The sequence below is a fragment of the Nocardioides convexus genome (assembly GCF_011090295.1).
In genome coordinates this window covers 3,943,559-3,957,912 of record NZ_JAAMYA010000001.1, presented here as the reverse complement: position 1 = coordinate 3,957,912, position 14,354 = coordinate 3,943,559, and the positions used below count along the sequence as shown (strand labels likewise).

Below are 14,354 nucleotides of genomic sequence, written 5' to 3'. Positions count from 1 at the left end.
ACCTCACTCCGCCCACGGGCCGATCGGGTTGCCGATCCACCGGGTCTTGTCCGGAACGGACTCGCCTCTCATCACCAGGGACACCGGCCCGACGGTAGCGTGCTTGCCCAGCGTGGCCGCAGGCAGCACCACCGAGTTGGGCCCGAGGGTCGCGCCCCGGCGCAGCCGGACCGCGTCGGTGGCGAGCAGCCGGTCGTGGAAGAGGTGGGTCTGCACGACGCTGCCCTGGTTGACGGTCGCGCCGTCACCGAGCTCGACGAGGTCGGCCTCGGGCAGCCAGTAGGACTCGCACCACACGCCGCGGCCGACCTTGGCGCCCATCGCCTTGAACCAGGTGGTGATCAGCGGCGATCCGGTGGCGAGGCCCGCGAACCACGGTGTCGCGACCACCTCGATGAAGGTGTCGGCCAGGCTCGTTGCGCCACACGAAGGAGCCTCCACAGGGGGTGCGAGCCGGCCCTGACCCGGCCGACGAGCAGCCACTTGGCCGCCACCGCGACGACCGCGGCGACCAGGCCCGCCACCCAGAGCAGCACCGGCGCCGCGAGCACCCCGGCCCAGGTGCCGCGCTCGCTCGCGACGGCGAGGGTCCCGGCGACGACGCCGAGGTGCAGGCAGACCGCCAGCGTCAGCGGCACCAGCCGGGCCACCTCCCAGCAGGCGCGGGCCACCTTGAGCCGGGTCGGCGGGGCGTAGGTGCGCTCGTCGGCGGAGCCCTGCGCGGACCGGCGCAGCGGCGCGGGCGGGCTGCCGAGCCAGGACTCCCCCGCCTTGACGGTGCCACGGGCGGGTGCGGCGGAGAGCACCGCGACCAGCGAGCGCTTGGGCACCTTGCGCCCGGGCGCGGCCATCGCGGAGTTGCCGACGAAGGCGCGCTTGCCGACCTTCACCCGCTCCGCGCGCAGCCAGCCGCCGCCCAGACTCGTAGCCGCCGATGAGGGTGTCGTCGGCGAGGAAGGCCTGGTCGCTGACCGTGGTGAGCGAGGGGATCATCAGCACCGTGGACGCCTCGACGTCCTGCCCGATCCGGGCGCCCAGCAGGCGCAGCCAGACGGGCGTCAGCCTGCGAGGAGTAGAGCGGGAACAGCCAGGTCCGGGCCTCGTCGAGGACCCGGATGGTGGCCCACACGCACAGCGCCGGCCGGCTCTGCAGCGGGTGCGCGCCGGCCGCGACCCCGCGCCCGAGCAGTCGTACGACGAGCAGCACCAGCGCCGCGAGGGCCACCACGCCGACCAGCACGCCCGGCACGACCCACGGCAGCAGCGCACGGACCGCGTCGCCCGGGCCGTCGGTGGCACCGAGGTCGGCGAGCAGCAGGGCCGGCACGAGCCCGAGCAGGATCGCGAGGCCGGGGAGCAGGGCGAGCCCGGCCGCCACGGCGGCGTACCGGACGGCCCAGGTGCGCAGCGTGCGCGGCGTGGCCGCGGGCCGCTCCGCCCACGGGCCGCGGGCGGCGGAGCCTGGCCCGGGTCGCCGGCGCGCCCGACCAGAACTCCCCGGTCGGCACCTCGCCGAAGACCGCTGAGCCCGGCGCCACCTCGGCGTCGTCGCCGATCACGGCGTCCGGCGCGAGCATCGAGCGGGTGCCGACCCGGGCGCGCCGCCCGACCCGGATCCCGCCCACGTGCAGGGTGTCGCCGTCGATCCAGTAGCCGGTGAGGTCGACCTCGGGCTCCACCGAGGCGCCCTTGCCGACGGTGAGCAGCCCGGTGACGGGCGGCAGGGAGTGCAGGTCGGCGCCCTTGGCGACCTTCGCGCCGAGCAGCCGCGCGTACCAGGTCATGTACGGCGCCCCGGCCAGCCGCGTCGCGCCCAGGCTCGTCCGCGATCCGCTCGGCCATCCAGATCCGCAGGTGGACCTTGCCGCCGCGGGGGTACTGGCCCGGGCGCACCCCCGCGCGGACCGCCTGCACGAGCCTTGGCCGCGAGCAGCATCCGCCCCGGCGGGGTGGTGAAGAGCAGCAGCAGCGGCACCAGCACCCACCACGAGACCGCCGGCAGCCAGGCGACGCCGAGGAGGTCGTGGACCACCCGGGAGAAGGTCAGCGTGCCGGCCAGCCAGCGCGGCGCGGCCAGCGCCCGCAGCAGCGGGACGGCGACGACCTGGCCGAGCCTGGGTCTTGCGCGGGATCGGCAGCACCTTGCGGCTCTGCTCCGCCAGCAGGCTCGGCTCCAGGGAGTCCAGGAAGGCCGTCAGCGCGCCGACCGTGGAGTGCTCGTAGAGGTCGGCGACCGTCGACTCCGCGTGCTCCGAGCGGAGCAGGGTGACCACCTGCGCGGCGGTGAGGCTGCCGCCGCCGAGGTCGAAGAAGTCCGCGTCCGGCCCGTCCGGCGCCGCGCCGATCACCTTCTGCCAGACCTCCGCGATGACGGCGGCCGTGCCGTGCAGGCCCGCGTCGGCGGGGTCGGCGCCCGCGAGCGGCCACGGCAGCGCGTCCCGGTCGACCTTGCCCGAGGTGCGGGTCGGGATGTCGTCGACGACCGCGAGGCGGGGCACCAGGGCGGCCGGCATGGTGGCCCGCAGGTGCGCGGTCGCGGCCGCGCCGTCGTACGCCGCGGTGGTGCTGAGGTAGCCGACGAGCAGCCTGGTTCCCCGTGTCGGTACGACGCACGGCGGCCGCCGCGGCGGAGACCCCCGGCAGCGCGAGCAGCGCCGAGTCGATCTCGCCGAGCTCGATGCGGCGCCCGCCGAGCCTTGACCTGGTCGTCCGCGCGGCCCGCGAACAGCAGCCCCGCCGGGTCGTTCACGACGATGTCGCCGCTGCGGTAGGCCCGGTCCCAGCCGAGGGTGGGCATCGGCGCGTACTTCTCGGCGTCCTTGGCCGGGTCGAGGTAGCGGGCCAGCCCGACGCCGCCGATGATCAGGCTCGCCGCGCTCGCCCTCGCCGACCGGCTCCCCCGTCGCGGGGTCGACCACGACGAGGTCCCAGCCCGCGAGCGGCAGCCCGATCCGGACCGGCCCCTCGGCGTCGACCAGGGCGCCGCACGCCACGACCGTCGCCTCGGTGGGTCCGTAGGTGTTCCACACCTCGCGGCCCGGGCGCACCAGCCGGGCGGCCAGGCTCGGGCGGCAGCGCCTCGCCGCCGAGGATGAGCAGCCGGACCCGCTCCAGTGCGTCGTCCGGCCACAGGCTGACCAGGGTGGGCACGGTGGAGACGACGGTGATGTCGTTGGCCGTCAGCCACGGCCCCACGTCGACGCCGCTGCGCACCAGCGCGCGGGGGGCGGGGACCAGGCAGGCGCCGTACCGCCAGGCGAGCCACATCTCCTCGCAGGCTCGCGTCGAAGGCCACACTCAGGCCCGCCATCACCCGGTCCTCCGGGCCGACCGGCGCGTCCTGCAGGAACATCCCGGCCTCGGCGTCGACGAAGGCGGCCGCGTTGCGGTGGGTGACCGCGACGCCCTTGGGCGTGCCGGTCGAGCCGGAGGTGAAGATCACCCACGCGTCGTCCTCGACCCCCGGGTCCTGCCGCTGCCGCGGCGGCGCCTCGCGGCGGGACTCGATGACCAGCCCGGTGCCGATCAGGGCCGCCACGTCGGCCTCGCCGAAGACCGGGCGGGCGCGCTCCTCCGGGTCGTCGGCGTCGACCGGGACGTAGGCCGCGCCGGCGAAGAGCACGCCCATGATCGCGACGTACAGGTCCGTGGTGCCCGAGGGCAGCCGCACCCCCACCTTGTCGCCGGGCCCGACGCCGAGGTCGGCCAGGTCGGCGGCGACGGTCTCCGCGGCCTCCGCGAACTCGGCGTAGGTGACCGTGTCGTTGCCGCTGTCGAGTGCCATCGCGTCCGGGTTCTCGGCCGCCGTACGGCGGAACACGTCGACGAGGGTCCGGGGCGAGGGTGCCTCGTCACCGCGGAGCAGGGGCGAGGCGGGATTCACCTCTCCATCCAACCGAGTCCAGGTGAACGCGCGGTGTCGCCACCGCGCCGGGTCCGTTGTGCGGCCTAGTGATGTGAGCCACAATCGGGGCCGTGAGCGCGACGACGGAGTCCCCCGCCCCCGACCAGCACCGGGCCTGGCCGCCCGCCAACCCGCCGGAGCCGACGTACGTCGACGACCGGCTCAACTACTGGGCGGAGGCCACCCCCGACGCGGAGGCGATGACCTACCTCGGGCGCACCTGGACCTGGAGGGAGTGGCACGAGCGGGTCCACCGCGCCGCCGGCGGGCTGCGCGACCTCGGCATCGCGCGCGGGGACGTCGTCTCCTTCCTCGACAAGAACCACCCGGCGTGCGTGGAGATCAGCCTCGCCGCCGGCTCGATCGGGGCCGCCAACGCGATCATCAACTGGCGCTCGGCGGGCGACGAGATCGACTACGCCGTCAACGACTCCGGCGCGAAGGTGCTCTTCGTGGGACGCGAGTCGATGCCCACCATCGAGGCGATCCGCGACCGGCTGCCGAACGTCGAGCGGATCATCGAGGTCACTCCCGAGGGCGGCGAGGACGACGCCTACGAGCAGTTCCTCGCCGCATCCACCGCGTGCGCCGACGGCCCCGACGTGCTCGAGGACGACGTCTGCCTCGTCATGTACTCCTCCGGCACCACCGGCCGGCCCAAGGGCGTCATGCTCACCCACCGCAACATGGTCAAGCACACCGTGAACTCCCACGACGGCTGGGTCTTCGAGCCCGGCGACAAGTCGATGGTGGCCATGCCGCTCTTCCACGTGGGCGGCTCGTCGTACGTCCTGATGGGGATCCACGACGGCGTCCCGAGCGTGATGACCCGCGAGCCGGACGCCGCCTCGCTGGCCGGCGCGATCCTCGCCGGCGCCAACCGCACCTTCCTCGTGCCCGCCGTGCTCGCCCAGGTGCTGCAGGCCGGCCCGGACGCGGTGAAGCCTGTTCGGCCTGCTCAAGACCTACACCTACGGCGCCGCGCCGATGCCGCCGCCGCTGCTGCGCGCTGCGATGGAGGCCTGGCCGGACACCGACTTCATCCAGGTCTACGGCCTCACCGAGGTGGCCGGCGTCGCGACCCACCTGATGCCCGAGGACCACCGCACCGCCGAGGCCGACGGCCACCCCGAGCGGCTGGTCTCCGCCGGCAAGCCGATCCCCGAGGTCGAGGTGCGCATCGTCGACCCCGCGACCCTCACCGACGTGGGCGTCGGCGAGCACGGCGAGATCTGGCTGAAGACCCCGCAGGCGATGAAGGGCTTCCTCAACAAGCCCGAGGAGACCGCCGCGGTCGTCACCGAGGACGGCTGGTTCCGCACCGGCGACATGGGCCACGTCGACGAGGGCGGCTACGTCTTCGTCTCCGACCGGCTCAAGGACATGATCATCACCGGCGGTGAGAACGTGTACTCCCCCGAGGTCGAGCGAGTCCTCTCCGAGCACCCCGGTGTGCTCGAGGTCGCCGTCATCGGCGTACCGGACGAGAAGTGGGGCGAGTCGGTCAAGGCGGTCGTCGCGCTCCGCGAGGGCTCCGACGCCTCCGAGACCGAGCCTGATCGAGTGGACCCGCGAGCGGCTGGCCCACTTCAAGGCGCCGAAGTCCGTCGACATCATCACCGCGCTCCCCCGCAACCCCACGGGCAAGATCCTGAAGCGCGAGTCGCGCAAGCCCTACTGGGACGAGAACGCCCGGCAGGTCTAGCGCGCTCAGTGCGCGATCGCGGCCCGCACCCGGGCGGCGGTAGCGGCGAACTCCGGCAGCGCCCGCACCCGGTCCGGCGACAGGGAGGCGTCGGCGGAGAAGGGCACCTGCTCGTCGAGCACGATCCGTCCCGGCCGCGGGCTCATCACCAGCACCCGCGAGCCGAGGAAGACGGCCTCGTCGACGCTGTGGGTGATGAAGACGATGGTCTTGCCGGTCTCCCGCCACAGCGTGAGCAGGCTCGTTCTGCAACCGCTCGCGGGTGAGGGCGTCCAGTGCGCCGTACGGCTCGTCCATGAGCACGATCTCGGGGTCGCCGGCGAGCACCCGCGCGATCTGGGCGCGCTGCTGCATGCCGCCGGAGAGCTCGTAGGGCCGGCGGTCCGCGGCGTCGGCCAGGCCCACCAGCGACAGGTAGCGATCGGCCGTCGCGAGCCGCTCTGCCTTGCCGACCCCGCGCAGGCTTTGGGGCCGAGCGCGACATTGCGGCGTACGTCGAGCCAGGGGTAGAGCGCCGGCTGCTGGAACACCACGCCGCGGTCCACGCCGGGCCGGGTGACGGGCCGGCCGCCGACGCTGATCGCACCGGTGGAGGGCTGGACGAAACCGGCGATCATCCGCAGCAGGGTCGTCTTGCCGCAGCCGGACGGACCGGCGAGCGTGACCAGGCTCCCCCGGCGCGATGTCGAGGTCGATCCGGTCGAGCGCGGCGACCTCGCCGCCGCGGGACCGGAAGACGTGCTCCAGCCCCGCGACGGCGATGTCCTTGCTCATCGGGCGCTCACTTCACCGAGGCGGCGACGTCGGCATCGACCCCGTCGCGGTACGTCGCGGCCGGCGCCACCGCCGAGATGCCGTCCTGCGCGAGCAGGAACTTCGCGGTGGCGAGCAGGTCGGTGCCGAGCTTCTCGCCCAGCCACTCCGCCTTGGCCTGGTCGGCGGCGCGCAGGTAGGTCAGCCCGGCGAACTGCTTCTTCGCCTCCTCCGTGCTCACCCCGACCTCCACGGCGACGCTCTCGGCGGCCTTGTCGGGGTCGGTCAGGATCTGCTCGACGGCGTGGTCCTGGGCCTTGGCCCAGGCATCCAGGACGGCCGGGTTCTTCTCGACGAAGGCAGCCGACGCCAGGCCGAGGTCGTAGGTCGGCTTGCCTGCCTCCGCGGTGTCCTTGCTGGACAGGATCACGGTGCCGCCCTGCTTCTTCAGGCTCCGAGAGGGTCGGGTCCCACACCCAGGCGGCATCGATGTCGCCCTTGGCCCAGGCGGGCGCGATCTGCTCGGGCTCGCTGTTGACCAGGCTTGTAGTCGGCCGGGTCCTCGCCGGCGTCGGCGATGGCCTGGAGCAGGGAGTAGTGCGCGGTGGAGCCGAAGGGCGTGGCGACGGTCTTGCCCTTGAGGCCCTTGATGTCGGTGGCGACACCGTCGCGGACGACCAGCGACTCGGCCTCGCCGATGACGTCGTGGATCCAGATCACCTTCACCGGCAGGCTGAGCGGCGCGGAGAGCGCCTTGGTCGACGGCGAGGAGCCGGCCAGCCCGATGTCGATGCTGCCGGCACCGAAGGCCTGCACGACGTCGCCGCCCGAGGCGAAGTTGTTCCACTCGATCGTGGCCTTGGGCAGGCAGTTCTCGAGGATCTTCTGGTCCTTCACCACGACGTCACCGTTCGGGATCTTCTGGTAGCCGATCCGCACGGTGCCGGTGACCGACTCGTCGGCCTTCCAGGGGCAGTCGCTGGCCGTGGCCTGCTCGTCCTCGCCCAGGCTGCAGGCCGAGAGCGGGAGCACGGCGGCCAGCACGGTGGCAGCGGTCAGTCGGGACAACTTCATGGTCTAGGCCTTTCCTCGCCACGGGACGACGAGCTTCTCGATGGTGCGGATGACGGCGTCAAGGGCGATGGCGGTGAGGCCGATGACGAGGATGCAGGCGACCGACAGGGCGATCTTGTTCTGCGTTCCCGAGAGATAGGCCAGGCCCCCGATGCCCGGCAGACCGTTGACGAGCTCCGCGGCCACGACCGTGGTCCACGCGAAGCCGACCGCGACGCGCAGGCCGGACAGGATGTCCGGCAGCGTCGCGGGGAGGATGACCTGGGTGGTCAGGCTGCAGGCCGGAGGCGCCCAGGCTGCGCGCGGCGTCGAGCCTGGTCCTGGCGCACCCCGCGCACGCCGTTGAGGGTGGCGAGGGTGATCGGCGGGAAGGCCGCCAGCACGAGCAGCCACACCTTCGAGGCGTCGTAGATGCCGAACCAGGCGACGAGGAAGCCGATGTAGGCCAGCGGCGGGAGCGAGCGGAGGAAGTCGACGTACGGCCCGGCGAGGTCTCCGACCCAGCGCACGGTGCCCATCAGCAGCCCGAGCGGTACGCCGACGGCCGCGCCGAGCACCAGCCCGAGCCCGATCCGGCGCAGGCTCACCACGAGGTGCTCCCACAGGAAGTAGTGCTCCTCACCGCGGACTACCCGGTCCACCCCGCCACCGATCGGGTGGTAGACTGTTCGCGCGCACGAACGCGTCCCACACCTCGCGGGGGCTCGGCGTCAGGTAGTGCGGCTCGACCAGGTCGGCACCGGCGACCAGCGACCAGACCGCGAGCAGCACGACCAGGCTCAGGGCGAGACCGATCCAGCGGCGCGGCGCACGGACCAGGGAGCGGGAGGAGGGCACGAGGACGGAATGTACAGTGTTTCAGGCGACATTGTTCACTTGGTCCACGTGAGCACCGCTTGCCGGATCCGGGACCGAGCGCTTGCCATGGATCGACACGCCCGGGCAGGGTTCGGGGCGCCCGGTTCCAGCGGCTACGGTGGTCCGGTCCAGGTCTCGGAACGCACGCGAGCGTGCACGGAAAAAGGGGGGAGCGCACGGATGGCGAGCAGGCCACGGGAGGCTGGTGCGCCGCGTCGCCCGGAAGGTGCGCGACACCGTCCAGCCACCGCACGAGCCGACGCCCGTGCCCGAGACGCTGGACCTGGTCAAGAGCCTGCGCGAGCACCGCGAGTGGGACGAGGCCGCCGCGGTCCTGGACGCCGCACTCCGCGAGCGCCCCCAGGCCATCCGGCTCTACGTCGCCCGGGCGCAGGCTCCTCGCCGCCCGCGGTCACTGGGCCGACGCCCGCGCGGTCTGGGAGGAGCTGATCGCGCTGCGCGGCCCCGACCTCAGCGGCCAGCACTGGGCCCAGGCCGTCGCGTCGAACCGGATGATCGGCGACGTCGACGGCGCGCGGGCGGTCCTCGCCCGGGTTCCCGAGGTCCGGCGCGCCAACCCGGCGCTGATCCGCCAGCGCGCGGAGCCTGGCCATGGCCGGTGCCGAGTGGGACGAGGCGACCGACCTCTGGGCCCGCTACTACGACGAGCGGCACGCCGCCTTCCCCGGCCTCCGCTTCCCGCGCCGCCCCTCGACCAGCGACTGGTTCGAGGCCGCCTGGCACGAGGTCGCGCTCTCGTTGGGCCGCCGCGGCTACCCGCACGAGCGCCCCTTCACGCCGGCGTTCTACCTCACCGTCGCCCAGGTCCTCGACGACGCCGGCCTGGCGCACGACGCGATCGCGCTGCTCGCCGGCCTGGACGCGGTGCTGCCCGAGCACGCGGACGACGACCAGCTTCGCCGTACGCCACCGGCTGCGGGCACTGCGCTCCATCACCCGCGAGACCCTGCCCGTCGCGATCGACCCCGAGCACGCCGCGGTCCTCGGCGCGCTGCCGGCCCTGACCGTCGTCCCCGACGGCCTCGGCCCGCTGCGGGTGCTCCGGGTCCCCGCCGGGTCGACCGTCGAGACCGCGCTGCGCTCGACCCGCTACCTCAACCAGAGCCTGCCTGGACCGCTTCGTCGAGCGCACTGGAGGCCGCCGACGGCTGGCCGGACGCCGCCCTGGGCCGCGACCCGCTCGTCGACGCCGCGCGCGAGTGGTCCGACCGCTACGGCGAGCGGTACGCCGTGGAGCCGCACCTGCCGGCCTCCACGCTCTCCGACGCGATCTTCCTCAGCGTCTACCACGAGGCCAGCCAGCTTGCGCCCGATGCGGCGCCTGGCCGACGACCTCGCGGCGGCCTCGACCGAGACGCCCGTGATCATCGAGATCCCCTCGATGATGGTCAACTACCTCGTCGACCCCTCGGCGGCGGCGTTCAGCCTCTACTACCTCTACTTCGCGCTGATCGAGCGGGGGGTCAACGCCTTCCTCTGCTTCTACGAGCGGGAGGCCATCGAGGAGGAAGCACAGACCGTCGCCTTCCAGTCGCGCTGGCGGATGGCCCAGAAGGGCACCCGCCTGGAGCCGCGTCCGGCCCGCCCGGGCGCGCCCGGCGCCGAGGTGGCGCTGGTGCCGGCCGGCATCCGCTCGTTCCCGCTGCTCGTCGAGCAGCACCCCGGTGCGACCGTCTACGAGTCCGGGTCGGTCGTCGGCGAGCCTCGCCTACGACCGCCGCCACTCGCGTACCCAGGTCGTCGAGGCGCACGCCGCCCTGCACCCCAAGGCCTACCAGTCTGCCGACCTTCGAGTTCCCCCTGACCCGGGTGGCGGTGCTCCCCGGCACGGACTCGCTCTCGACCGCGGCGCAGCCCCTCGACGCCGTGCTGGAGGTGAGCGAGCCGATCGGCGACAGGCTGGGCGGCCTGGCTGCACCGCGCGACGTCGCCCTTCCTGGAGCACCTGGCCTGGACCGCCCACAAGGACGTCGCCCGGCGCGGCATCCGCGAGGCGCACGTGGCCGACTACCTGCTGCCCGAGGGCGTGATCGTCGGCGACGCCGTACGACGCGCCGGCGGCCGGGTCGTCCTGCACCCGCACTCCAGCAACCCGGTGCACCTCCAGGCCCGGCGGGCCGAGACCTTCGACGAGGTCGAGGCGGTCACCGCGACCGGCGTCGAGATGTGGCGCGAGGCCTTCCCCGGTCGCGTGGTCCGCCACGTCCCGGGCTCGGTCATCACCCCCGCTCCGGCGCGGCCCTTCGTCCCCGACGCCCCGCTGTCGGTGGTGATCTTCGGCGGCATGGCCACGATGGGCCGCACGCCGTGGATCGACCTCGACCGGCACGCGCAGAGCCTACCGCGACCTGTTCGCCGGCTTCGAGGAGCCTGCAGCACGAGCAGGCGATCGACGTCTACTTCAAGCCGCGCGGCCCCGCGGGGGACACCGAGCACTGGCTCTTCCGCACCGTCGGCCGCACGGCGCATTGGCAGCCGGTCTACATCCACGGTCGCCGGCTCGACCTGCCCAACCAGGTGTTCGTCTCGGTCTCGGTCGGCACCACCGCTCTGCTGGAGGGCATCGCGGGCGGCACCCCCGGCTTCGTGGTCCGCGACTTCCCGGTCCGCGACTACACCACCCTGGACGCGGACGCCTTCCCGACGCTCACCGTGCCCGGCGCGCTCGACCTGCTGCGCGGCCTCGCCACCCGCGAGGGCTACGACGGGCTGCTCCAGCGGGAGCGCGCGTGGGCCCGGACCGAGACTCGACCTGGACTGAGTCCTGGACTGGGCACCTGGGCCGGACGAAGGTCTGAGCGAACCCTCAACGCGGTCTCAGCGCCTTCACAGCCGCGCCGCCCACGATGGACGGCATGACCCAGGCCCCGCCCCCGGCACCGTCCTCGCCGCCGCCGACCCCACCGGCACCGCCGTACTTCCTGTCGGGGCCGCCGCCGCAGCCTGCGCGCCCGCGCAGGTCCGGCTTCGCGGCCCTGGTGCTGACCGGCGCGCTGCTCGTCGGGGGCGGGGCCGGGATCGGCGGGGCGGCGTTCTACGAGGCGGTCAACGGTGACTCCGGCAGCGGTGGCAGCGGCTCCGCGGCTCCTCTGCAGGTCGCCGACAGTGGCGACAAGCCGGCCGCGACCGGCAGCGTGGAGTCGGTGGCCGCGAAGGTGCTGCCCTCCGTGGTGGCCCTCGACGTGAGCGGCGGCGGCTCGGCCGGCAGCGGCTCGGGCGTCGTGCTCGACAGCGACGGGACGATCCTCACCAACGACCACGTGGTGACCCTGGGCGGGCAGATCGACGCCAAGCAGGCCGAGATCACCGCGTCGTTCAGCGACGGCACCAAGGCCCGCGCCACCGTCATCGGCGTCGACCCGCTGACCGACACGGCGCTGGTCAAGGTCGAGAAGGTCGACAACCTCACCCCGATCACGATCGGCAAGTCCGACAACCTGGACGTGGGCGAGCAGGTCGTGGCGATCGGCTCGCCGTTCGGCCTCGACGCCACGGTCACCAGCGGCATCGTGAGCGCGCTGGACCGCCCGGTCGAGGTGGCTCGCGACCAGCAGGGCAACGTCACGGCGTACCCCGCCATCCAGACCGACGCCGCCATCAACCCGGGCAACAGCGGTGGCCCGCTGGTCAACATGGACGGCCAGGCTGGTCGGCATCAACGCCTCGATCCGCTCCACCGGCTCGGGCTCGGGCGCCGGCGCGGAGTCCGGCTCGATCGGCCTCGGCTTCGCGATCCCGATCGACGAGGTGCTGCCGATCATCGAGCAGGCTGCGCAACGGCGACACCGCCACGCACGCCCGGCTGGGCATCCAGGTGCGCGACGTCACCGGTACGGCGGGCTCCAGCGACACCACGCTCTCCGGCGCCCGCATCGCCGAGACTCGAGAAGGGCTCGGCCGCGGCCGACGCCGGGCTCAAGAGCGGCGACGTGATCACCGGCATCGACGACCACCGCATCGACGACAGCGAGTCGCTGATCGCGACCGTGCGCGCCTACCGGCCCGGTGACACCGTGAAGGTGACCTACCTGCGTGGGAGCAAGAAGGCCACCACGGACCTCAAGGCTCGGCTCGGACTAGGAGCCGCCGCCTCCGGCCTTGCGGCGGTGCATCTTCGGGGCACCGCCGACCACCTCGGACCCGTGCGCCTTCTCCGGCACCGGTCCGTCCTCGTGGACGCCCTTCTCCTTGCGGTTCTTGCGGTCCAGGGCCTCGCGCATCTTGGCCTTGAGATCGTCGTTGGCGGAGTCAGCCATGGGGCGGTCCTTCCCTCGCGGTGGTGAGCCCCTCCACCGTCGCACGCCGGTGACCTGGAGCCAAGCGGATTAGCGCGCCCGCGCCACCCGGCCCTCGTCCCAGACCGGTACGTCGGACTCGTAGACCGAGCCGTCGGCGCCGAAGACGCAGAACCGGTCGAAGCCGCGCGCGAACCACCGGTCGTGGGTCACCGCGACGACGGTGCCCTCGAAGGCCGCGAGCCCCTCCTCCAGCGCCTCGGCGGACTGCACGTCGAGGTTGTCGGTCGGCTCGTCGAGCAGGAGCAGCGTGGCGCCGGACAGACTCCAGCAACAGGATCTGGAAGCGGGCCTGCTGTCCACCCGAGAGCGACTCGAAGGCCTGCTCGGAGTCGGCCGCGAGCTCGTAGCGGTCGAGCACCCGCGCGGCCTGCTCGCGGCCCATCCCCTTGCGCCCGTTCGGGTCGCCGTCACCGCGGTGCAGGATCTCCAGCAGCGTGCGGCCGACCAGACTCGGGGTGCTCGTGGGTCTGCACGAACCAGCCCGGGCGCACCCGCGCGCCGAGCCGGGCCCGCCCGGTGTGACGCACCGGCGCGATCTCCGCCTCGCCCACCGGGCGGTGCTCCACGTCCGGGTCGCTCCCGCCGGCGGCGAGCAGCCGCAGGAAGTGCGACTTGCCGGAGCCGTTGGAGCCGAGCACGGCCAACCGGTCGCCGTACCAGACCTCGAGGTCGAAGGCCTTCATCAGCCCGGTCGACTCCAGGTCCTCGCAGACCACCGCCCGCTTGCCGGTGCGGGAGCCGGAGAGCCGCATCGTCACCTGCTGCTCGCGGGGCTGCTCGGTGGGCGGGCCGGCCTCCTCGAACTTGCGCAGCCGGGTCTGCGCGGCGCGGTACTGCGAGGACATGCCGTCGTTGTACTCCGCCTTGATCTTCAGCCGCAGCACCAGCGCCTTGAGCCTTGGCGTGCTCCTCGTCCCAGCGCCGGCGCAGGCTCGGCGAAGCGGGCGAAGCGGTCCTTCCTCGCCTCGTGGTACGACGCGAAGCCGCCCACGTGCGTCCAGGCGCTGTTGCCGCCGCCCCCCGCGCCGAGCTCGACGGTCACCACGTGGGTCGCGCAGTTGGCCAGCAGACTCGCGGTCGTGGCTGATGAACAGGATCGTCTTGTCCGAGGCGGCGATCCGCTGCTCCAGCCAGACCTTGCCCGGCACGTCGAGGAAGTTGTCCGGCTCGTCGAGCAGGAGCACCTCCTCGGGCCCGGCGAGCAGGTACTCCAGCACCACCCGCTTCTGCTCACCGCCGCTGAGCGTCGACAGACTCGCGGTACTTGGCCCGGTCGTAGGGCAGCGCGAGCGCCTTGACCGTGCACACGTCCCAGGTCACCTCGACGTCGTAGCCGCCGGCGTCGGCGTACTCGGCCAGGGCGGTGGCGTAGGCCAGGCTGGGTGGCCTCGTCGTCGGTGTCCATCAGGGCCAGGCTCCCAGCGGTCCACCTCCGCCGCCGCGGCGCGCACCCGGGCCGGGGCCAGGGCGAGCAGCAGGTCCGCCACCGTCGGCGCCTCGCCGAGCCCGCGGTCGACCATCTGGCTCATGATCCCCAAGCCGCCCGAGCGGACCACGGTGCCCGCGTGCGGGGCGAGCTCGCCGGTGATGATCCGGAAGAGCGTCGTCTTGCCCGCGCCGTTGGCTCCGACGAGCGCGACCTTCGCGCCCTCGCCGACCCGGAACGAGACGTCGTCCAGCAGGACCCGCCCGTCGGGCAGACTCGTACCGGACACCGGCGACCTCTACGTGACCCACGGTC

16 protein-coding genes and 5 pseudogenes are annotated in these 14,354 nt (G+C 73.4%); 4 read left to right on the top strand and 17 right to left on the bottom strand.

Annotated elements, in window-relative coordinates; translation table 11 throughout:
* Positions 1-3: 3 nt before the first annotated feature.
* From G5V59_RS29500 to G5V59_RS29475, 6 genes and pseudogenes are all read right to left on the bottom strand, one after another.
* The gene (locus G5V59_RS29500; protein WP_278258849.1) at positions 4-390 is read right to left on the bottom strand and encodes a hypothetical protein; all 387 of its coding nucleotides are present in this window, start codon (positions 388-390) and stop codon (positions 4-6) included.
* The gene (locus G5V59_RS29495) at positions 342-890 is read right to left on the bottom strand and encodes a hypothetical protein (protein ID WP_278258848.1); all 549 of its coding nucleotides are present in this window, start codon (positions 888-890) and stop codon (positions 342-344) included. Before G5V59_RS29495 ends, G5V59_RS29500 begins: the two co-directional genes overlap by 49 nt.
* The gene (locus G5V59_RS29490) at positions 887-1,129 is read right to left on the bottom strand and encodes a hypothetical protein (protein WP_278258847.1); all 243 of its coding nucleotides are present in this window, start codon (positions 1,127-1,129) and stop codon (positions 887-889) included. Before G5V59_RS29490 ends, G5V59_RS29495 begins: the two co-directional genes overlap by 4 nt.
* Positions 1,059-2,498 (bottom strand): phosphopantetheine-binding protein, encoded by a 1,440-nt coding sequence (locus tag G5V59_RS29485; protein ID WP_278260133.1) that lies wholly within the window; start codon positions 2,496-2,498, stop codon positions 1,059-1,061. Before G5V59_RS29485 ends, G5V59_RS29490 begins: the two co-directional genes overlap by 71 nt.
* A 429-nt stretch (positions 2,499-2,927) precedes the next feature.
* Positions 2,928-3,029, bottom strand: a pseudogene (locus G5V59_RS29480) (hypothetical protein); the annotation flags it as partial.
* Between the two features lie 299 nt (positions 3,030-3,328).
* Positions 3,329-3,784, bottom strand: a pseudogene (locus G5V59_RS29475) (AMP-binding protein); the annotation flags it as partial.
* A 191-nt stretch (positions 3,785-3,975) separates the two neighbouring features.
* Between G5V59_RS29475 and G5V59_RS29470 the strand changes: the two are divergent.
* On the top strand, positions 3,976-5,307 hold the full coding sequence (locus G5V59_RS29470; RefSeq protein WP_278258846.1) for an AMP-binding protein: 1,332 nt from the start codon (positions 3,976-3,978) through the stop codon (positions 5,305-5,307).
* 101 nt (positions 5,308-5,408) lie between these two features.
* Here the strand turns inward: G5V59_RS29470 and G5V59_RS37975 are convergent, their stop codons facing one another.
* The 7 genes and pseudogenes from G5V59_RS37975 to G5V59_RS29440 form a co-directional block, all read right to left on the bottom strand.
* On the bottom strand, positions 5,409-6,014 hold the full coding sequence (locus G5V59_RS37975) for an ATP-binding cassette domain-containing protein (protein ID WP_341351333.1): 606 nt from the start codon (positions 6,012-6,014) through the stop codon (positions 5,409-5,411).
* A gap of 104 nt (positions 6,015-6,118) precedes the next feature.
* A pseudogene (locus tag G5V59_RS37970) lies at positions 6,119-6,235 on the bottom strand (ABC transporter ATP-binding protein); the annotation flags it as partial.
* Between the two features lie 155 nt (positions 6,236-6,390).
* Entirely contained in the window at positions 6,391-6,792 is a 402-nt protein-coding gene (locus tag G5V59_RS29460; RefSeq protein ID WP_278258844.1) for a hypothetical protein, read from the bottom strand.
* A gap of 17 nt (positions 6,793-6,809) precedes the next feature.
* Positions 6,810-7,430 carry a hypothetical protein gene (locus G5V59_RS29455; protein WP_278258843.1) on the bottom strand — a complete coding sequence of 207 codons (621 nt, stop codon included), beginning with the start codon at positions 7,428-7,430 and terminating at the stop codon, positions 6,810-6,812.
* A 9-nt stretch (positions 7,431-7,439) separates the two neighbouring features.
* Entirely contained in the window at positions 7,440-7,694 is a 255-nt protein-coding gene (locus tag G5V59_RS29450; RefSeq protein WP_278260132.1) for an ABC transporter permease subunit, read from the bottom strand.
* An 11-nt stretch (positions 7,695-7,705) separates the two neighbouring features.
* Positions 7,706-8,077, bottom strand: coding sequence for an ABC transporter permease subunit (locus G5V59_RS29445; protein WP_278258842.1), 372 nt, complete (start codon positions 8,075-8,077; stop codon positions 7,706-7,708).
* Complete coding sequence (locus tag G5V59_RS29440; protein ID WP_278258841.1) at positions 8,055-8,273, bottom strand: hypothetical protein; 219 nt, start codon at positions 8,271-8,273, stop codon at positions 8,055-8,057. The genes G5V59_RS29445 and G5V59_RS29440 overlap by 23 nt, the downstream gene beginning before the upstream one ends.
* 201 nt (positions 8,274-8,474) lie before the next feature.
* Here G5V59_RS29440 and G5V59_RS29435 point away from each other — a divergent pair, with 201 nt between their 5' ends.
* From G5V59_RS29435 to G5V59_RS29425, 3 genes and pseudogenes are all read left to right on the top strand, one after another.
* Positions 8,475-8,744: a hypothetical protein gene (locus G5V59_RS29435; protein ID WP_278258840.1), complete on the top strand. Its 270-nt coding sequence runs from the start codon at positions 8,475-8,477 to the stop codon at positions 8,742-8,744.
* Between the two features lie 162 nt (positions 8,745-8,906).
* On the top strand, positions 8,907-11,174 hold the full coding sequence (locus G5V59_RS29430) for a hypothetical protein (RefSeq protein WP_278258839.1): 2,268 nt from the start codon (positions 8,907-8,909) through the stop codon (positions 11,172-11,174).
* Positions 11,162-12,367: pseudogene (locus G5V59_RS29425) on the top strand (trypsin-like peptidase domain-containing protein); the annotation flags it as partial. The gene G5V59_RS29430 and the pseudogene G5V59_RS29425, both read left to right, overlap by 13 nt.
* 24 nt (positions 12,368-12,391) lie before the next feature.
* Here G5V59_RS29425 and G5V59_RS29420 read toward each other — a convergent pair.
* From G5V59_RS29420 to G5V59_RS37955, 4 genes and pseudogenes are all read right to left on the bottom strand, one after another.
* Positions 12,392-12,535 (bottom strand): DUF5302 family protein, encoded by a 144-nt coding sequence (locus G5V59_RS29420; protein WP_278260131.1) that lies wholly within the window; start codon positions 12,533-12,535, stop codon positions 12,392-12,394.
* Between the two features lie 105 nt (positions 12,536-12,640).
* A complete protein-coding gene (locus G5V59_RS37965; RefSeq protein ID WP_341351371.1) occupies positions 12,641-12,913 on the bottom strand; it encodes a hypothetical protein in 273 nt (90 codons plus the stop codon).
* Positions 12,914-13,528: 615 nt separating this feature from the next.
* Positions 13,529-13,833 (bottom strand): annotated as a pseudogene (locus G5V59_RS37960) (ABC transporter ATP-binding protein); the annotation flags it as partial.
* A 96-nt stretch (positions 13,834-13,929) separates the two neighbouring features.
* Positions 13,930-14,328, bottom strand: a complete 399-nt coding sequence (locus G5V59_RS37955) for an ATP-binding cassette domain-containing protein (protein WP_341351063.1) — start codon at positions 14,326-14,328, stop codon at positions 13,930-13,932.
* Between the last annotated feature and the right edge of the window lie 26 nt (positions 14,329-14,354).